The 19,172-nt window shown below is 59.4% G+C and carries 14 protein-coding genes and 4 pseudogenes; 7 read left to right on the top strand and 11 right to left on the bottom strand.

Annotation, left to right across the window (positions count from 1 at the left end):
• Nucleotides 1-367: 367 nt before the first annotated feature.
• Nucleotides 368-613: pseudogene (locus ACFXS9_RS21260) on the top strand (group II intron reverse transcriptase/maturase); the annotation flags it as partial.
• A gap of 18 nt (nucleotides 614-631) precedes the next feature.
• Here the strand turns inward: ACFXS9_RS21260 and ACFXS9_RS21255 are convergent.
• From ACFXS9_RS21255 to ACFXS9_RS21245, 3 genes are read right to left on the bottom strand one after another with little or no spacing between them, the layout of a single operon-like run.
• Complete coding sequence (locus ACFXS9_RS21255) at nucleotides 632-2,809, bottom strand: recombinase family protein (RefSeq protein ID WP_392691788.1); 2,178 nt, start codon at nucleotides 2,807-2,809, stop codon at nucleotides 632-634.
• On the bottom strand, nucleotides 2,810-3,148 hold the full coding sequence (locus ACFXS9_RS21250; RefSeq protein WP_376960332.1) for a DUF6788 family protein: 339 nt from the start codon (nucleotides 3,146-3,148) through the stop codon (nucleotides 2,810-2,812).
• 59 nt (nucleotides 3,149-3,207) lie between these two features.
• Complete coding sequence (locus tag ACFXS9_RS21245) at nucleotides 3,208-3,474, bottom strand: DUF5372 family protein (protein WP_392690118.1); 267 nt, start codon at nucleotides 3,472-3,474, stop codon at nucleotides 3,208-3,210.
• Nucleotides 3,475-3,551: 77 nt separating this feature from the next.
• Between ACFXS9_RS21245 and ACFXS9_RS21240 the strand changes: the two genes are divergently transcribed.
• Nucleotides 3,552-4,526 (top strand): reverse transcriptase domain-containing protein, encoded by a 975-nt coding sequence (locus tag ACFXS9_RS21240; RefSeq protein WP_082637507.1) that lies wholly within the window; start codon nucleotides 3,552-3,554, stop codon nucleotides 4,524-4,526.
• A gap of 75 nt (nucleotides 4,527-4,601) precedes the next feature.
• On the opposite strand, the pseudogene ACFXS9_RS21235 reads toward ACFXS9_RS21240, so the two are convergent.
• From ACFXS9_RS21235 to ACFXS9_RS21215, 5 genes and pseudogenes are all read right to left on the bottom strand, one after another.
• A pseudogene (locus ACFXS9_RS21235) lies at nucleotides 4,602-5,040 on the bottom strand (transposase); the annotation flags it as partial.
• Between the two features lie 407 nt (nucleotides 5,041-5,447).
• A complete protein-coding gene (locus tag ACFXS9_RS21230) occupies nucleotides 5,448-6,674 on the bottom strand; it encodes an IS91 family transposase (protein ID WP_392685342.1) in 1,227 nt (408 codons plus the stop codon).
• A 22-nt stretch (nucleotides 6,675-6,696) separates the two neighbouring features.
• Nucleotides 6,697-7,557 carry a tyrosine-type recombinase/integrase gene (locus ACFXS9_RS21225; RefSeq protein WP_392685345.1) on the bottom strand — a complete coding sequence of 287 codons (861 nt, stop codon included), beginning with the start codon at nucleotides 7,555-7,557 and terminating at the stop codon, nucleotides 6,697-6,699.
• Between the two features lie 396 nt (nucleotides 7,558-7,953).
• Nucleotides 7,954-9,641 (bottom strand): annotated as a pseudogene (locus ACFXS9_RS21220) (MFS transporter).
• A 799-nt stretch (nucleotides 9,642-10,440) separates the two neighbouring features.
• Nucleotides 10,441-10,953, bottom strand: a complete 513-nt coding sequence (locus tag ACFXS9_RS21215; protein WP_392691785.1) for a GNAT family N-acetyltransferase — start codon at nucleotides 10,951-10,953, stop codon at nucleotides 10,441-10,443.
• Nucleotides 10,954-11,524: 571 nt separating this feature from the next.
• Here ACFXS9_RS21215 and ACFXS9_RS21210 point away from each other — a divergent pair.
• Nucleotides 11,525-12,025 carry a GNAT family N-acetyltransferase gene (locus ACFXS9_RS21210; protein ID WP_392691782.1) on the top strand — a complete coding sequence of 167 codons (501 nt, stop codon included), beginning with the start codon at nucleotides 11,525-11,527 and terminating at the stop codon, nucleotides 12,023-12,025.
• Nucleotides 12,026-12,496: 471 nt separating this feature from the next.
• On the top strand, nucleotides 12,497-12,934 hold the full coding sequence (locus ACFXS9_RS21205; protein ID WP_057841653.1) for a hypothetical protein: 438 nt from the start codon (nucleotides 12,497-12,499) through the stop codon (nucleotides 12,932-12,934).
• On the opposite strand, the gene tnpC is transcribed toward ACFXS9_RS21205, so the two are convergent.
• The 3 genes from tnpC to tnpA all read right to left on the bottom strand — a co-directional run bounded on the left by tnpC (nucleotide 12,935) and on the right by tnpA (nucleotide 15,429).
• Nucleotides 12,935-14,533, bottom strand: a complete 1,599-nt coding sequence (tnpC, locus tag ACFXS9_RS21200) for an IS66 family transposase (protein WP_392699918.1) — start codon at nucleotides 14,531-14,533, stop codon at nucleotides 12,935-12,937.
• A gap of 99 nt (nucleotides 14,534-14,632) precedes the next feature.
• The gene (tnpB, locus tag ACFXS9_RS21195; RefSeq protein ID WP_038952245.1) at nucleotides 14,633-14,983 is read right to left on the bottom strand and encodes an IS66 family insertion sequence element accessory protein TnpB; all 351 of its coding nucleotides are present in this window, start codon (nucleotides 14,981-14,983) and stop codon (nucleotides 14,633-14,635) included.
• Nucleotides 14,980-15,429 carry an IS66-like element accessory protein TnpA gene (tnpA, locus tag ACFXS9_RS21190; RefSeq protein ID WP_392691780.1) on the bottom strand — a complete coding sequence of 150 codons (450 nt, stop codon included), beginning with the start codon at nucleotides 15,427-15,429 and terminating at the stop codon, nucleotides 14,980-14,982. The genes tnpB and tnpA overlap by 4 nt, the downstream gene beginning before the upstream one ends.
• A 489-nt stretch (nucleotides 15,430-15,918) precedes the next feature.
• On the opposite strand from tnpA, the pseudogene ACFXS9_RS21185 reads away from it, so the two are divergent.
• The 3 genes and pseudogenes from ACFXS9_RS21185 to ACFXS9_RS21175 all read left to right on the top strand — a co-directional run.
• Nucleotides 15,919-17,030: pseudogene (locus tag ACFXS9_RS21185) on the top strand (IS3 family transposase); the annotation flags it as partial.
• 859 nt (nucleotides 17,031-17,889) lie between these two features.
• Nucleotides 17,890-18,510, top strand: a complete 621-nt coding sequence (locus ACFXS9_RS21180) for a serine hydrolase domain-containing protein (RefSeq protein WP_392691778.1) — start codon at nucleotides 17,890-17,892, stop codon at nucleotides 18,508-18,510.
• Nucleotides 18,485-19,156, top strand: a complete 672-nt coding sequence (locus tag ACFXS9_RS21175) for a serine hydrolase domain-containing protein (protein ID WP_392691777.1) — start codon at nucleotides 18,485-18,487, stop codon at nucleotides 19,154-19,156. Before ACFXS9_RS21180 ends, ACFXS9_RS21175 begins: the two co-directional genes overlap by 26 nt.
• Nucleotides 19,157-19,172 lie beyond the last annotated feature (16 nt).

The following is a 19,172-nucleotide window of genomic DNA, read 5'->3' as shown; positions in this document are numbered from 1 at the left end:
GGTGAGCCACGGGAAGACGAACGCAAGTAAACCGCCGATGATGCATCGAAAGTACAGTTCAGCTGTTGTCGAAACCAGGGGCGATACCACCTCCTGGGATCAAGCGCGGCGAGAGCCTGTCTATTGGCCGGCAACCGGTGTAGAGGCGGCGTGATCCCGATGGCAGGCTCTTGCGCGGAACATGGGAACCTGCGTCGCGATGCCAAGGGAGACCCCAAAGGCGGCGGACCCGCCGAGGGTAGAGTACCAATGCGCGACGCAGGGGCGGACGGGTTCGTAATAGTGATGAGGCCCGGTAATACGGGCGGAGCGAAGGGACCCGATCTTCCAGCCAAAGTCACAGGCCAACCGGAAACGGGAGGAGCCGATGGCTGAGGCAAAGTCGTATCAGATCCCCAAACATCTCGTTTGGGAAGCTTGGAAACAGGTGAAAGCGAACCGCGGGTCAGCGGGTGTGGACGGGGTCTCCATCGAGGAATTCGAAAAGGACTTGAAGAGAAACCTCTACAAGATCTGGAATCGAATGTCGTCGGGGACATACTTTCCGCCTCCCGTCCGTCTCGTGGAAATTCCCAAGGCTAATGGAGGGAAGCGTCCGTTAGGAATACCGACGCGCCGGGCATAATACACCTCATACAGTTTGCGTTGGGGATGGTGGGTCAAGATGGCTTGAAGTCGCAACCCATTTTCGGAGACGCCGGTCGACGTAATCGTCGATGGTGATTGCATATGGCGCATTCGGCTTGCGTTGCAGCGCCGAGACTATACCACGTTCGATCCAGTAATGGACGACCCACAGGCTGACGCCAAATCTCTCACAAACCTGGCTGACGTTCAACGTTCCGGCGGGAAGAGATGGGCCAGTGATACGATGCTTGTAGCGGATCCATCGAATCATGCTGACGGTGAACGGCCTGCCGGTCGAGCTTGTCTGGCCATTGCTTTTGAGTTGCGCGACGATTTCATGATCATCATGTAGTTCCGCCAGCGCGCGGATTTTGGCAACGAACTCATCGGGATAACGAACTGCTTCGGGGCGGTTCGGCCGCTGCCGGACCTCAATTGTCTCAGTAGCCCCACCTTGCCAGCGAATTTGCAATCGCAGCAGTTTGGGTTCTGGACCCTTAGCTACGGTGATGTCGCGTATCAACAGGCGGAGCATGCGCTTGCGGTCACGAGCTGAAGTGCTTGAAGCCTTCCACAGTCGGGGGAAGTCCCTGCCAAGCTGCAGTATTTGCTGCCTCTGTTCGGTTGTGATGCTACGCAGGTTCTGGCGCTCAAAATTGGCCAATTCAGTCTCGAGCTCGAGAAGCCGTTCCATTGCATCGTTCCAGCGCTTCTCGAGCGTACTGGCAACCAACCGATTGCTGGGGTCTGCTTCTTCATAGCGCCGTTCTGCCAAGTCGCAATCATAACGGGCCCGGTCTATCCTTCGTTGCCATTGCGCAGCAATTGACCTATCGCGCTCCTCCAAGCTTGTCAGCGCTTGCAACGCCAGTTCAACCGTCAGTGGCGTGACGGCGGTCAACAGGCGCTCTGCAATGGCGTGATCAAGCGGTTTTGATGGCAGAGACATGCAGTGCTGCGGCGCCAGTGCCTCCCGACGCCTCCAATTGCATTCATAGATCGGGTAAAGACCGCCATTGCCGGCGTAGCGCACATTTAGACGCCGTCCGCAAGCGCCACAAAGCAATAAACCTTGCAGCAAACAAAGTCCCTCTCGAGCGGGTCCGGCGATAACTTCGCTATTGGTCCTGTTCGCCGCCAAGTGTTCGCGGTTGGTAAGGAATCGATCCCAGGTAATATAACCAGCATGGTGATCGGGAATGACAACACGCCACTCATCTTGTGGCATGCGGCGCAACTGAGTTTGAATCTCACCGGTAGGGCCAACCTGCTTGCAAGATTGATATCGGCCAAACACGTAAGTGCCGGCGTAAGATGGATTGGCAAGGACACCGAGCACGCGTGAATGCGTAAGTCGTCCCCAGATCAGCTTGCCGTCCCAGACGCCGCCATAGGCTCGGCGTGGAAAGACAAGGCCGAGTTCATTGAACCGTTTAACTACGCCGTAGGCGCTGCTCTCTTGTTCAAATAGTTCGAAGACTGTTCGAACCGCGCCTTGCACTTCCTGATCGGGGTCGAGGGTGATCCTATCGCCGTCGAATACCAAACCGACCGGCAGAGGGAAGTGCAATTCACCTTTCTGCGCCTTGTTGAGTTTGCCTCCGTGGAGGCGCGCGCGAATGATGTGCAGCTCTGCCTGAGCAAACGTACCCTTCATGCCAAGCACAAGGCTGTCGTTGAAGTCCGCCGGATCGTAGCAGCCATCGCCGTCGAACACCAATGTGCGTGTCACCGCGCACAGCTCCAGCAAGCGATGCCAATCCTTGTTCGAGCGGGCCAGGCGCGAGGCTTCCAGAGAGAAGATCGCGCCGACTTGGCCCATTGCCACATCGCTGACCAGCGTCTTGAAGTCGTCGCGATTGGTCGCCTGCTCGCCGGAGTGACCGAGATCCCGGTCGAGGATCCGGATCTGCTCGGAGTCCACCCGAGCGACCTCGCTTGGTCCGCCAAGTTGTACTGGCGCTCTGTGCTCTCTTGATTGAAGCGGACTTGCCCCATCGTCGACTGACGGATGTAGATGCAGGCCTGCCGCGCGAGATGATGATCGGCAATCTTGGGATTGATCATGATCGGGTCCTTCCACATCGGGCGGCGGAGCGCCTGCAGCGAGATAGGAGTCGATCATGTTGGCGATGATGGCGCCCGCCTCGGCAAAGTCGAGGGCTGCGACCGCCGGATCCATCTAATCGAGACTTTCGCGGCGACGCAGAAGCTCGGCATTGATCGCGCAAATCTCGTTGAGCATCTCCTGGAGCTTGCGGTAGTTGGCGAGAAACTCGGCCACCTGAGGATACGCGCCATTCGGCACATAGCCGAGCCGCGGGCGTTCGCCGGTTCGAGCGATTGTGGACAGGTAACGCTTGGGGCCGTGTCCCGGTCCGTCGACGCAGTGGCAGCTGGGTCGGCCGCAGCGCTTGTAGGTCTCGATGAGCGACCCGCGCACAATCTGCTCGATCGGCGGCAGGGCACGCAAGAGCTGATGGCGGCGCTTTCGCAGGGCCGCGGAAGAAGGCTTCTTCATTTGCGGACCGAATCGAATTGATGTCCGAGTGATTCAGAAGCTGAGTCATTGGTCAAGCCTCATTTCTTGTGCTTCAACGAAGAGGCGAATTCGGCAAGCGCAAGCAGACCAAGGGCGTCAATGAGCAACGGCTGCTGGCCATTGATAGGCTCGCTCCGAGCACCTGGAAGCGCCCAGTCCGTCCAGTCGCGTGGGACAGCAAGCGATCCGATCTCGGCGTGGCGCAGGCTCAAAGTCTCTACGCCAGAGACCTCTCTGACCTTGAGGACAGCAAATCGCTGACCACGAAGTACATGGAAGGGATGGGTTATCTCAGCCGAACCCAAATCCTGACGGGGCTGAAGTGCAGTTCGACGCAACCGTGCCCTCTATAGCTGACCGCGTGGCTCAGACGGTTGCAAAGATGGTTATGGAGCCGACGATGGAACGAATATTCCATCCCGACTCCTACGGCTATCGGCCCGGCCGTTCGGCGCTTGACGCAGTGGGGACAGCGCGAAAGCGTTGCTGGAAATTCGACTGGGTTATCGACCTTGATATCAAGTCGTTCTTCGACTCGATCCCTTGGCACCTGATCGAAAAGGCCGTCGCCCACCATACGGAACTGAGCTGGATTCGTCTCTACGTAAAGCGGTGGCTGCAAGCTCCCGTGGAGAAAGAAGACGGAATCCTTGTGGAGAGAACACGCGGAACCCCTCAGGGTTCAGTGGTTTCACCGCTGCTCGCAAATTTGGTTCTGCACTATGCATTCGATCACTGGATGCAGCGGACCTTCCCTTGTTTGTGTTTCGAAAGATACGCTGACGATGCGATAGTCCATTGCAGAACTGAAAGCGAGGCTCGAACCGTGATGGAGGCGATCCGGACACGTCTTGCGGAATGCGGTCTGGAGCTCCACCCGGAGAAAACCCGGATCGTCTACTGCAAGGATAATAAACGGAGAAAGGAATGCGAACACATCTCGTTCGACTTCCTTGGCTACACCTTCCAGCCGCGCAGCGCTCGCGATCGAAAGGGCGAGAAGTTCCTCAACTTCCTCCCGGCAATCAGCAACAAGGCTGCCAAAGGAATCCGACAAACCATTCGCTCATGGCGACTGGGTTCAACGCGAAACCACTGGAGTCTTGAAGAACTCGCCAAGCTGATTGATCCTGTCGTGCAAGGATGGCTGAACTATTACGGACGGTTCTACCGGACGGAATGTGTCAACGTCCTTCGTCACGTTAACGACGCGCTCGCCCGTTGGACGAGGCGGAAATACAAGCGGTTGAAAGGCCGGAAAGTCGCCTCAGTATATTGGTTGGGACGGCTCGCACAGCGCGATCCGAACCTACTCTATTTGTGGCGAGTCGGCATTCGACCTGCGGCCGGAAGATAGAAGCCGGATGAATCGAGAGGTTCACGTCCGGTTTCGTGAGAGCCTCGGGGTGCAATTCCCCGGGGCTACTCGACCGACCGTGACCCGCTTGAGGTCTTCTGCGCAATGCACCCGCCTCATGCGCCACCCGCAGGCTCTCGGCCAGCAGCAGCTCCAGCTTGTCGCCGAGCCGCTTGCGCCAGTGGCTGAGGTCCGAGCGCTCGTGCGGGAAAGCGTGCTGGAAGAACCCTTCGCCGGTGAAGAACTGGAAATACGGGTCGTGGACCCAGCGCTCGCACACTCCCTCATCGGACAAGCCGTAAATGTGCTTGAGCAATAACAGCCCAACCATGAACCGGGTCTCGATCCCAGGCCGGCCGTTCTCGCTGTAGAGCGGCGCGATCTCGCCGTCGATCCAGTCCCAGTCGATCCTGCCGGCAAGCAGAACCAGCTCGTGCTTCATGTTGATTATTTGGTCGAGCCGCGCCCGGAACAGATCGGTCGATCCCGTCGGCTTGTGCTTCTTCGGCCGCATCGTCCCCTCCGATGCACCACAGAATCATGGTTCCCAGCGAAGGGGAATCTGGAGGGTTCTGTGAGGTCGCGCTCACGCGAGGGCGCGGCAGGCGCTTATGACGCGACCTCATTGAAGCCGGATTGAACGAAGGCGCGGGAGGCTATGCGCGATTTTACGCTATGGGGATTGTTTGAGATCGCAAGGCCCGATCTGCTGGCTCGGCGCGTGAGGCAGAGACACGAGATGTGCGCATCGGGGAAGAGTTGAGACCAAACGCGCTTCGCCGGAGATCACGATAGACTTTTTGTTGCATCGGACGGTTGTTGTCGCGCAGTGTGACAGCACGGATTCGACATCGTCCGCGATGATCGAGACGCTGGGAGCGGAATGACGAATGATGATCGTCGTGCACGGCATGACTTGGCTCACGATGTGTCGCATCGGAACGGTGGTGTTCGAGGGCTGGAGCGGCTGAAGCTGTGTCGAAAGCGCTCAATGATGCGCATGACGCCACCACAATCGGCACAGGCAGGAACCTCGGCCCAGGTTTGAGCTTCCGAATCCACAGGCGGCGGCTGGCCATCGTTTGGGGCTGTTCGCTCGCGATCGAGAAGTTCGCGGCAAAGGGCGAGCTTGGCAGCGCGATGGCGGTTGGCCATGAAGCCGAAGTGGCGGATGCGATGGAAGCCATCGGGCAGCGTGTGAAGAAGGAAGCGGCGGATGAACTCGTCGGCCTTGAGCTTCATGATCCTTGTCGCGCCGTTCTGGCGGTAGTCCTTCCAGGTAAAGGCGACGTGATCCTCGTCGAGGGCTACGAGCCGGCTGTTGGCGATTGCAACGCGATGGGTATAGCGGCCGAGATAGGCCAGCACCTGCGCGGGGCCGCCGAACGGCCGCTTGGCATAGACGACCCAGCTGATGCGCCGCATAGCGAGGAGGTGAGCTGCGAAGGCAGCAGGCTCGGCCAGGGATGCGAGATCGCCGAAGAAGTTCAGGGTGCCGGCGTCGAAGGCGGCGGTCAGACGTTCGAGGAACAGGCGTCTGAACAGCCGGGCGAGCGGTTTGACGGCCAGGAAGAAGTTTGGTCGGCTGGCGATCCAGCGCGCGCCATCGGGCGAGAGGCCGCCGCCCGGCACGACACAGTGAATGTGAGGATGATGCGTCAGCGCCTGTCCCCAGGTATGCAGGACCGCGACGCCGCCGATCTCTGCACCGAGCCTTCGCGGATTGGCAGCAAGCGTCGTCATCGCCTCAGCGGCGGCCTTAAACAGGATGGCATAGACGACGGCCTTGTTCTGGAAAGCGATCGCTGCGATCGGTGCAGGAAGCGTAAAGACGACGTGGAAATAGGGAACCGGCAGCAGGTCGGCTTCTCGCGCGGCAAGCCACGCGGCTCGGGCTCGCCCCTGACACTTCGGACAATGCCGATTCCGGCAGGAATTATAAGCGATGCGTGTCATGCCGCAGTCGTCGCAAGCCTCCATGTGACCGCCGAGCGCCTCGGTTCGGCACGCAACGATCGCACTCATCACGCGCCGCTCGACCCGACCGAGATGACCGGCATGCAAACGGCGATAGGCGTCGCCATGCCGGCGCAAGATATCGGCAATCTCGATGGCGGGTCTGTGCGGACGGACGTCGGGGCGGGCCATAACCCGCATCCCGGACGCGTCGTCATACCGGTGGCGTCACCTCCAGCGACAGGCGGTCGAGCGGGCTCTGCGTCGCCCGGATCGTATCGGTGGCGACCTGCGTGTAGCGCGCCGTCGACGACAGGTTATTGTGCCCGAGCAGAACCTGGATGATCCGGATGTCGGTTCCGTTCTCCAGAAGATGTGTCGCGAAGCTGTGGCGCAGCGTGTGCAGCGTGACGCGCTTGGTCAGGCCCGCAGCCTTCACCGCCGACCGGCAGGCGGCATGCAACACGGTCTGATCGATCGGATGGTCTTCGTCGCGTCCCGGGAACAGATAAACCCGCGGCCGGGCGAGCCGCCAGTAGGTGCGCAGGATGCCGAGTAGTTGGGGCGACAGCATCACGTTGCGATCCTTCGCCCCCTTGCCGTGGCGCACCTGGATGACACCGCGAGCACTGTCGATGTCTTCGATCCGCAGTCCCGCGACCTCCGAGGCCCTCAGCCCGGCCGCATAGGCGGTGGTCAGTGCGGCGCGGCTCTTCAGGCTCGATACCGCTTCAAGAAACTGAACCACTTCGTCGGCGCTGAGCACGACCGGCAGCTTGCGCGGTTCTCGCGCATAGGGAATGCGTTCCGGGATCAGCGCCTCGCCAAGAGTAACGCCGTAGAAAAACCGCAGCGCACAGACGATTTGGTTCAGCGCCGGCCATGATATGCCGGTCGAGACCAGATGCACTTGAAAGGCGCGAACGTCTTCCAGTTCCAACCGATCCGGCGATTTGCCGAAATAACGGCTGAACTTCGAAACCGCGCTGATGTAGGATCGCTGCGTCGCCGGCGACAGATTGCGGACGGTCATGTCCTCGATCATGCGGCGGCGAAGAGGGCTCAAATCGGCCATCTCAATACTCCTGTCTGAGAGGGTGGGCTGCAACACCCACATCCTCTCAGGCAGGAGGCGCTCTACGCCACCTCGCCGTTCACGCCGCGGTAGCGGCTTCGTTCAATCCACAATCGAAATTGCAGGGTTTGGTAGCCTCCACCTAAATCCCTGCAATCTCAAACCGTCTCGAATCCGAAAAACGGACTCCCGCTCAATCGCTTAGAGCCTTGTTCACGGACGACAAACTAGCCGAGGCCTCCATAGACTGCTCCTGACGGGACGCTGTCCTCGGTGAGGCGAAGGCCATCCCGCGTCCAGCTTCAATCACTGAGCGCGATGAAGCGCCGTGGTTTTCTCGTCGCCGCAAGCTTGCATGCGCGACTACCGGTTCGATCTCTTGGTCTTAACCGTCAGCTACCTACTGCCTGCCGCCGCGCTTGCAATCACTGGGAGGGACTTCGTTCGCAGCGCGGTCGGGTCACGTCTGTCTTCCAGCGCACCAACCGAACGGGCGCTCTAGCATGCGGCGGATACGCACGGGCTCCTGGCCAATATGGAAAGCGACCGCTTGCTGATCCAGCTCGCGCTCCGATTGCGTCGAGCGGTTGCGCTGCCGCAAATATTCCAGCCAGGTCGGGCAATGATACCGCTCAGTCCACAGTTCTGGATCGGCGATGTCGCGCGCAACCGACCAGCCATAGGCGCCGTTTCGTTGGCGCGCCAGCTGCACGTCCTGCATCACATTGTGAAACGCCTTCGCATCCTCTTGCGCCACGCGATACTCGATTACGATCACAAGCGGCCCACTGCGCCCGGTGAGCGCAACCCGCACCTCGGGATCCGCAAGCACCTCGGCGTCTTTACCGCGCGCTGATGCGCGGCATGCGAAGCCACAGGCCAAGCAGCGGCGAGAGCAGCATGAGCGCGCCCGAGACCAGCAGCGCGATCTCGACACCGGCGGTATCGGTGAGACGTCCCCAGCCCCAACTCCCGATGGCAATGCCGCCGGAAATCGCAGTCTGGTAGGCCGCGAGCGAACGGCCCGAGACCCAGCGCGGCGCAGAGAGCTGTATGCCGATGTTGAATAGCGTCACCGCGATCGTCCAAACCGCGCCGGCCAAGACCAGTGCGGTCGCAGTCAGAGCCAACTCGTGGCTCAGCGCGACCGCAGCAATGGCACCGCCCATCAGCAAGGCGCAGACCCGCACCGCGGCCTCGCCGCTCATTCGTTTGCGCACCTCGCCGATAAAGAGTGCCCCGACAACGGCGCCAAGCCCAAAGGAGCCGAGAACTATGCCGTAAGTCTGTGCACTACCATGCAAGACATCACGCGCGACTAGCGGCATTAGCGCCGAAACCGAACCGCCGATGAAGCCAGTTACCATGGTGCGGGTCAGCACAAACTTGATCGATGGTGAATTCGTGATGTAGCGCACGCCGGCGATAATGGCGCGGCTCAGCTGTTCGCGCGGCAGCCGCGACGGCTCGGCAACACTTTTCGAGAGGAACAGCACCGCCATCAGCGGCAGATAGAGCAGCACGTTGAGGGCAAAGGCTGCTACTGAGCCCCCTGTCGCAACTACGATGCCGCCTATCGCGGGACCGAAGCTGCGAGCGATGTTGTAGCTGAGCCCGTTGAGCGTAACCGCTGCCGGCAGCATTTGTGCTCGCACCTGCTCACTGACAAAGGCTTGCCAAGCCGGGCCAATCAATCCCATCCCGCTGCCGACCACAAAGCAAAGCACCAACAACAGATTCGGCGTGATTAGACCCAGCCAATCGAGTACCATCAGCGCGATTGCGCCGAAAAGCTCAATCGAGAGCGCCACCAGCGCCACGATCCGGCGGTCGTGCATGTCGGCAATGGCGCCGGCCGGCATCGAAATTAGCATCACGGGCAGCATGAGAGCCGTCTGCACCAGCGCAACCTGATCCGCTGACGACGTCATCTGCGTCATGGCCCAGCCTGCGCCAACGCCCTGGATCAGAATGCCGAGACTGGCGAGCAGGCTCGTAAGCCAGATACGTCGGAAGGCTGGAAAACGTAAAGGAGCGGTGACGCCGTCGGCGCCGAACGTTTGTGACTTGGGCAGATCGGTCATATCGGCTCCTGCGCCGGCCAGAATGGCATGATTCGGAACCAGATCACTGATGATCCCGGAAAGTTGACGCTAGCAACCCGGCCAAGTGCGTTTTCAATCGTGTCTACGTTGCGCAGTTGGGGTGAAAGCCTCCATGAGACCCACTAACGTCCTGAGGCATCCTTGGGAATTCCACCTCAAGGCGCGAGAATCCGCTTCTCGCGCTGTGAGGGGAGTACACTCGCCGCGTGCATTTCATCGACATGGTAGCGCCAATGTCATGTGGGAGCGGGATGATGTTCCTGTTCTCGACAGACTTTGCCGCGGTCGGCGCGCCATATCCTGCTCGGCGGTAATTTTCCGAAATTTGGTGGCGCTCGTACGCGGTGTGAACATGGCGTCGAGGTCACGGTCGCCTTCAGAGCCGTTATGACGGCCGTGCTTGCCTCCAGCTGCTTGCGGCGTCGTTCCACATCGGCTGTAGCCCCGACAGTACACTTTTCGCTAAGAACTCGGGCCGCGTTAGTCAGAAGAGAAATAGATTCAGCATACCGTAAGTGAGGAGTCGGCCTACCGCGGTGACCAGCATTATTGTCGGGTCTGCCGATGATCTTGAGGGCGACTTGATTGTCTACTTCGGGAACAATGGGCCGGTTGCTCGAAGCCAATCCGGCCGTCCGGCCTTGGTGAATACATTGGGGTGGGGCAGCCTGAACTATGGCGGTAACTCTCCGCCTACTTGTGAGTGGAAATAAGACATGCTTGCGCGGCGCCGCCGTCCGCAGGCTCTCATCGCTTGAACACGTTCGTCGATTGCGAGTCATCTCAATTTTAGCCAGCAGAATACGTCGTTTTGCCATTTACCATTAATGCATGCCGCTTCGTGTAGCACCGCGACGCGCTGAAATCCGAGACCTGTTCTTATACTTGGAATCTTGAGACCGCTTTTTATACTTGCGATATTTCCTTCATATACACGTGACACTAATAGTCGTAATCCCAAACTGGTGGCGGTTTCTATCAAGTGTGCAATCATCAGCCCGCCAAGTCCCTTCCCTCGATGATTCTCGTCGATGTAGCGCGATGTTTCGGCAACGTCTGTATAATCAGGACGCAAGGAAAATCTATTCAATGAACACCAGCCGATCACTGTACTATTTTCAATCTCATAGACGAAAGCAGGATAAGGATCTTGATGTTCGCTAATCCAGGCGACGCGTTCCTCGTGAGTATCTGGAGCAATTTGACTTATGGCAATGATGCCGGGCTTCATCGCCTGATTGTAGATCTTTGCGATGTTGTGGGCATCGGCATAAGTTGCGCGTCGAAACATTGGTCTAACTTGCCCGTTCTTTAAGTGCGCGGTGCCTACACGCGCGATGCCCAGTGTACACCGAGGTCTGCTGATCAGGACCCGGCAACTGGCGTCCTCTGCGCTAAAGCTGCCGTTTATCACGTCGCGCAGATATTCCAACAGACTACAGTCGGATCCGTAACACAAGCCATCAGCTTTGGTGGGTTGCCTCGAGCTCCGGAGGCGGGCACTATCAGACAGCTGTTATCGAAAACCACCCGCTCTTCATTCCCTTTGCAGAGCTTAAGACTGTTGCCTCGGTTCGCTGCAGATCCTCCCCGGTTCTGCGCAAGTAGGCAAATCGCGCTCGAAACGGTCCTCTAAAGCATCGTTCAGCGGTTGAAAGGGCGCTCAACCGGCCTATTAGAGAACCGGTGCAATGGAAGGATTTTGTTGAGCAGCCGCGGGATCAGCTAATGTATCTGACTGCTCTCGCAACAGCAGTCTAGAGTTTTGGTTCAATTCCTGTTTTACCTACGTTTCAATTGACCGTCGAGTTGTGTCATGTCGAGATGAGATACGCGATTCAAATTAGAGTGGAGTACGTCTAATGTCGTACCAAGTGCGCCGGTTGCGAACAGGTGACCTGCCTAGTGTGACGGAGATCTATAACGCCGCATGTCATGCAAGAGAATCAACACAAGGAACGCGCCCCTGGAGCGTCAAGGAAATGCAAGAATTTCTATTCGAATCCCATCCGTCGTTTGAGTCCTTCACGTGCGTGGACAAGGGCGCCGTGGTCGGATGGACCGCACTCACTCGATATCGCGTCAGAGAAGATGTTAAGCACACAGCCGAGATGTCGCTCTATGTTCAAGAGTCATTTCGTCGTAAGGGAGTTGGCTCCGTCCTTGCATACACTCTTCTAAATCGAGCAAGTCTCCTTAATCTGCACTGCATTTTCGCAATGTTGTTTAAAGATATGCCCGACAGCATTTCCTTCGCAGAAAGGAAATGTGGATTTTCAGTTGCCGGATGCCTTCCAGAGATCTTTTCCTGCAGCGGAAAGCATTACGACCTTTTGGTTCTTGAAAGGCTTATAGTGCCGTGAACCTGATCGCCATCATCGTCCGGGATGGCCCTTCACCATGGCGGCTTTAACATCGTCTCGGTATGAACCCGTTTGGTAGTTTGAGGTCGAAGGGGCGTTGGTGAGACTGCCTCGCGAGTACTGCCCGATTAACTATCATCAACCGCTCCAACAGAATGGTCGCGCAGTGGCGTATGACAGCAATTGTTGAGCAGGGGCTTCCGGTCCGGTACCCTATCATTTGCTGATGAATCACTCACGTCGAAGCACGTCGGTCGGCACCGAAACGGGAACGGGACAGGCAATCGGGCGCACGCGCACGACCGCACCGCGAAATCCACGCTTGGCCGATGATCGTGAGCGTCACGATAGGATCACCGGTGCCCGGGCTTGACTTGCGCGGAATGCTCTGGATAGCGCGGTCGGGATGATTGACGCCGCCGGGGCGCGGTGATGGGGTGATCCCGGTTCGGAGCGGGCAATGGGATCAGAATGAACAGCGAGTCGCAGCTGCGCGAGAAGCTTCGGAAGATCGAGGCGTTGTTCGTGGGGGCCGGAACTGCTGGTGAGCGCCTTGCGGCGGAAGCCGCGCTGCAGCGGGTGCGGGCCCGGGTCGAGGAACTCGCTCGCCACGATCCACCGATCGAACAGCAATTCTCACTTCCCGACCAGTGGTCTCGGCACCTTTTTCTGGCGCTTTGCCGCCGATATGGGCTGCGGCCGTTTCGTTATCGCCGGCAGCGACGCAACACGGTGATGGTCCGTGCGTCACGGGGCTTCGTCGACAAAGTGCTGCTGCCGGAGTTCACCGAGCTGGAGGGTGCGCTGCAAGTGTATCTGCACGAGGTGACGCTGCGCGTGATCCGCGAAGAGATCTACGACGACGCCAGCGATGCGCAGGAAGTTCCCGACGCCTTGCCGTCGAACTGATCAAGCGGCGAGCATTGCCTCCGAACCGTCGCGCTCGGCTTTCCAATTCCACGGCAGCAGCGTGTTCAGCTGATTGATCTTGGTACGTCCGGAGACGATGCGCTCGAGAACATCGGTCAGATAGTGCCGCGGGTCGATGTCGTGAAGCTTTGCCGAGTTGATGAGCGATGCTAGAGTGGCCCAGGTTTCGGCGCCGCCCTCACTGCCTGCGAACAGATAGTTTTTCTTTCCTACCCCGATCGGCTTGATGCTGCGTTCGACCGTATTGCTGTCGATCTCGATGCGCCCATCATCGACGAAGCGCGTCAGGCCGTCCCAATGGTTGAGGGTGTAGCGGATGGCTTTGCCTAGACCGGACTTCTTCGAGACTTCTAGCAGTCGCGCCTCGAGCCAGGGCTTGAAGTCCTCGATCAACGGCCTGGTGTCGGTCTGCCGCACTGCAGCCCGATGCGCCGCCGGCAGACCGCGGATGCGATCCTCGATGGCGTAGAACATCGCGATCCGTTGCAGCGCTTCCGCGGCAATCGGCGACTTGGTCGCGACGTGAACGTCCCAGAACTTCCGCCGCGCATGCGCGAAGCAGAACGCCAACTGCACCAGATGGCCGCCGTTCTTGATCAGGCCCTTGTAGGCGGCATAGCCGTCGACCTGCAGGATGCCGTGGTAGTCCCCGAACAGCTGCTTGGCGCGGATCGCCTTGCGATCCTCGGCAAACATGTAGACCACCGCCGGCGGCGCCGGGCCGCCCCACGGGCGGTCGTCGGTGGCGATCGCCCAGAACTGGCAGACTTTGGTTCTGCCACGGCCGGGATCGAGAACTGGCAGCGGCGTCTCGTCGGCAAACAGCCGCGGGTAGGACATCACTGCGCGGCGCAACAGCGTGTGAAGCGGCTTCAGCCACCAGGCGGCGCGGCCCATCCACGAGGCCAGCGTCTGCCGATCGAGCGTGATGCCTTGCGCGGCGAACATCTGTTCCTGCCGATACAGCGGCAACTGGTAGCCGTATTTCATCACCGCGATGTGGGCCAGCAAGGCTTCCGTCACCATCCCGCCATCGATCGCCTGGGCCGGCGCAGGTGCCTGCATCACACCCTGGCGGCATCCCCGGCAGCCATACCGCGGACGCACAATGCGCTTGACCCGGTACTGCATCGGAATGACGTCGAAGGCTTCCTTGACGGTCTCCCCGATCTTGTGCAGCCGCTCGCCGCAGCAAGGGCAGATGTGGCTCTCGATATTGATTACGACATCGATGCGCGGCAAATGCTCCGGAAGCTTCCCCCGGTTGCGTCGCGCCGGTCGCTTTCCACGGCCCTCCGCTCCATCAGGCAGCCTGCCTCCGGTTACGTCGTCGTTGGCCGCGGCACGAGCCGCCTGTGCCGTGATGGTGAAGAGAGGCAGCTGTCCGGGATCCAGTGTCTCGGAGCGGGGACCGAAGATCGTGCGCTTGAACTGGGACAGGATCATCAGGAGCTTGTCGTTCTCCTGAACCGCAGCCTCCTGAACCGCAGCGTCGCGTTGGGCGATCGCCGCATCACGCTCGGCCGAAAGCGTGCTGCATTCCGCCGACAACGCCGCAAGCCTTGACGACAGCGCCATCACGGTTTGTCGGAGCAATGCTGGATCGGAAGGCAAATCACTCATGCAGAGTGATTTTACAACAACTCCGCATGAGTGACGAGCTACTCTTGATACGGATCAACCAGCTCGCGCTGGCTGATCCACAACCCGCATCGGCACACGCTTCCAGTCTGAGCCATCGAGCAGCACCGAGAGTTGAGCATGAGATAGCGGCATGACGCCTTCCTTGATCGGCGGCCAGGTGAACTGCCCCTCGATTCTTTTGTAGTAAAGGACAAGGCCGCTTCCGTCCCAGGTCAGGATCTTCACGCGATCTCGGCGCTTGGACCGGAAGACATAAAGTCCGCCGTCGTACGGATTGGCCCCAAACGCCTCGCTCACCAGCATCGCCAGCGAGTCCATCCCCCGACGGAAATCGATCGGCTGCGTCGCGATCCAGATCGACAACCCAGGTCGGAGCCCGATCATCGGCCAACCGTCCCGACTGCCGCCAGCACCTCGCACAGCGCCCGCCGGTCGACTGTTCCCCTGACATGGATGCGAACCGCGCCGACCTCGATCTCGATCGCCGCCTGCTCTTCACTCGGCAATTGGCCCCCGCAGCCGGTGATCGCGACCGGCACAAAGCCAGGTGGCATGCCTCTGTCCCCGCGCTCCGCGACCTGCGCCCGCGTGGCCTGGCGACGCCAGAGAAACAACAGACTTGGCCTGATGTCGTGTCGCCGTGCCACCGCGGACACGCTTGCACCCAGCGCAAAACTCTCCGCGACAATCGCCGCCTTCGCATCGGCCGACCAGCGCCGTCGCCGGCCGGCCCCAGTGATGATCTCGACACGCTGCAGCGTGTCAGAAGGCTCCTTGAGGATAGGCGTATGCCTATCCGTATCGCTATCCTTACGACTATCCTTAAACATGGCGAGACCTCGTGATGATTCAGTCCACGAGATCTTCCTAACCCACCAAATCAGCCCTCAGCGCGTGGTCCCTGGATGACGCTCACCAATGATCGCGGTCGACCGGTGGCGTTTTCCTGGGCAGCTCGCCGGCGCCCATGGCGGCGACATCTTCAACTCGGAGCCGTGGCGCCGACCCCGTCCGCTCGGAAACTGCTCATCGAAACACTGATACGTGTTTCAGTCTTCCGAAGTCGGCAACGCGCGCCTATATGGTAGGTACTTGCGCAACTCTGAATCGAGAAGGCTGTCAAAGTTGGTAGGTTCGTTGTTCCCGGTTCTCGAGGGAAGCCATTCAGGAGACACCCGTCGTGCAACGTAAGTCCCGCCGAAGCACGCGCATGCTCGGGTCGATATTGACTGCCACTGCGTATTTTCTCCAGATGGAGTTAGAGTCCCGGTCCGAAGAAAGACGGACAGATGAAGTAAGCAAGGTTCACGGAAGAGCAGATCATCGCGATATTGAAGGAGCATGAGGCTGGGGCGAAGACCTGGCTCGCAAGCATGAGATCGCCGAACTACGATCTACAATTGGAAGGCCAAATTCGGCGGTATGGAGGTTTCCGAGGCGAAGTGGCTGAAGGCCGTGGAAGAGGAGAACGCGACGCTGAAGAAGCTTCTGGCCGAGGAGATGCTCGATGCGGCGCGCTTCACGAGCTGCTTTCAAAAAAATGGTAAGGCCCGCTGCCAAGCGCGCTGCGGTCGCGCATCTGCATGCCGTTATGAGCCTGCCGGAACGGCGAGGCTGCTCGATCGTGGGCGCGGATCGGAAGATGATCCGCTATCGTCCCGGCCGCCCTCCGGTCACGGCTCTGCGCGGCCGGCTGCGAGACCTCGCCAACGAGCGGCGGCGTTTCGGTTACCACCGCCTGTTCGTTCTGCTGCGGCGGGAGGGCGAGCCATCGGGGATCAACCGGATCTACCAGCATTATCGCGAGGAAGGGCTTGCCGTCGGCAAGCGGCGGGTTCGCCGCAAGGTTCTGGGGACCCGTGCTCTGATCCTGGTCGCGGCCAAGCCCAACGCGCGCTGGTCGCTGGACTTCGTTCATGTCATTTGCCATAGGACGGCGCTTCCGCATCCTCAACATCGTCGACTATGTTACCCAGAAGTGCCTGGCGACCATTCCAGAGACGTCGATCTCCGGGCGGCGCGTTGCCCGCGAACTCACGGCAATCGTCGAGCGACGCGGCAAGGCGGCAACGATCGTCTCCAGCCAAGACACCGAGTTCACCTGCAAAGCCATGCTCGCCTGGAGCAAGGACGCAGTCATCGACTGGCACTCTATCGCACCGGGGACGCCGATGCAGAACGACTCCATCGACAGTTTCAACGGCCGGATGCGGGGATGAGCTGCTCAACCAGACACTGTTCTTCGATCTCGTCGATGACCGCGCCAAAATCGCCAACTGAGTCGCCGACTACAATAGCCGGCGGCCTCACTCGTTGCTGAAATATCTGACCCCCGCGGCCTATGCCGCCCACCTCACCGCAACGGACGATGGGCTACGCAACGCCGCCAGCACGCCGATCGTCCGTTGATCCACCCGCGCCACTTGGCCTCCAAGGCTCTAACGGCCGCTGGATGAAAAATCACCGGCAGGTCAGGTCGATCCGCCTGCCTGGCCCACACAAGCTCTCGAACGGATCGCGCGGGGCTGGTCGATTTCTCAGATCGATGCTCTCATGTCATGGAACCTCAAAGCCTGAACGGCTTCAGCTGAGCGCTTACGTTTGTTCGGCGGCCGTCCAATGACTGGAAACCGGACTTCGGCTAGACATCCGGGCTTCCATATTGCCGATTAAGGTTGCGAGCCCGCGCTCGTCTATCCTGATTACGCATCAAGGCGGTGTGACCGTGTCAGTCTTCTGATTAGTCGACAACCTTCGACGAAGGCGCGCCGACCCGGTTCGGAGATCGACGCCGCGGTCTGTTTTCAGCGATTGCCGACGCGTGATGTCTGGCGCTCTGGAGCATAGTCATGTGATCTGGAGCATCTAGTTATATGAAATCCCGAACCCTTGAAAGGCAAATCTGGCTCATCTGTTCGATCGCTGACACGCCTGTTCGATGACCGACACGTTACTTAGCGCTACGGGAATTGGCGTCTGCTCGCAATGTCCAATATCGCTCGGCCGTGCCGCCCGCGCCCCACTAGACGTATCATCGACAGCCTTCGAGCGGCATGTCAATTGCAGGACGTGTCTTGGGCATGGACACGGTCGGTGCGGCGCGTCGATGCCCTAACTCCCAAGTTGCTCCCCGACGCAAGGTGCGTCGGGCAACTTCGGTATATCGGAGATCGATGGGTTCGAACCACCGGAGACTTGGTTCAAGTGACTATTCGATGCACGGTCAGTCATGTGATCGCGATTTGCCTTTTCTCGCACAACGAAGGCTGCGGGAGCTCAGGGGGCAATCAATGAGAGCTGGGCTGAAGTCGCTTATTTTTCCGGCGCGCTTAAAGCTCGTGGGCCGGGCCTTCGCGCACGGCTTACCAACGGCCAAGCCCGAAACCGTCGATGTCTCGCCAGAGCGCCTCGCCCGAATCCGCGCGGTGCTGCAAAAGGAAGTCGATGCGGAGCGCATGCCGGGTGCCGTAGTTATGATTGCTCGGCGAGGCCAGTTAATTTGTTCCGAAGCGATCGGTTTCCAAGACAAGGCGGCGGGCAAGCCGATGACCGAGGATGGGATCTTCCGCATCTATTCCATGACGAAGCCACTCGCCTCGGTGGGCGCCATGATGCTGGTCGAGGAAGGCAAGATCCAGCTCAACGATTCAGTTTCTAAGTTCCTGCCGGACTTGGCCAACATGGAAGTCATAGTCACCCGGGACGGCAAGACTACCCGACAGCGGGCCAAGAGCCCGATAACCGTCCACGATCTCTTCCGACATACGGCGGGCCTCACTTACGGAGAGTTCTCCTATATTCCGGAGATCAGAGCGGCTTACGCGGAAGCAAAGCTTCTTACCGAGCCGTCTCGCTTGATCACGCCCGAACAATTCATCGCAGGTATTGCCCAAAGCGCCGCTCGTGCGTGAGCCGGGCACCGCCTTTGAGTACAGCTTGGCTGTAGATGTGCTCGGCCGCGTCATCGAGGCGGTCTCGGGCCAGCGTCTTTCGGCGTTTCTTGACGAGCGACTCTTCCGCCCGCTCAACATGGTTGATACGGGGTTTAAGGTTCCTGAGGCAAATTGGAACCGAATTGCCGAGCCACTGCGTAGGAAAATGCATGTTCTCGACGTGAAGATTGACCCGCTGAATGAGCTTGCCGGAGTGGGGGGCGTGTCGACACCGGCCGACTACCTGCGTTTTTGTCAAATGATGCTGAACGGCGGCACGCTAGACGGCCGTCGGTATGTGAGCCCGACCACTATTAAACTGATGACTTCGGATCACCTCGGCAATCGTCCCGGGCTGCCTGCATTACCCGGCAAAGCTCTGATGGGCGTGGATGGTTATACTTTCGGACTGGGCTTTATGGTCCGGCAAGGGCCTGGGCTGGCAGGCGTGCCGGGTTCCGAAGGCGAATACATGTGGGCTGGCCACGGTGGAACGTTCTTCTGGATCGATCCAGAGGAGAAATTAGCGGTTGTTTTCATGGCCCAGGTCCTAGGAGGCATTCGCACCTACTACTACCGGATGATAAAGGCGCTGGTAGCGCAGGCACTCAACAACTCAGCCTAGACAATTTGCTGCGTCT

The sequence above is a fragment of the Bradyrhizobium sp. RDI18 genome (genome assembly GCF_043203335.1).
GTDB classification, from domain to species: Bacteria; Pseudomonadota; Alphaproteobacteria; order Rhizobiales; family Xanthobacteraceae; genus Bradyrhizobium; species Bradyrhizobium retamae.
This window is presented reverse-complemented; position numbering and strand designations above follow the sequence as displayed.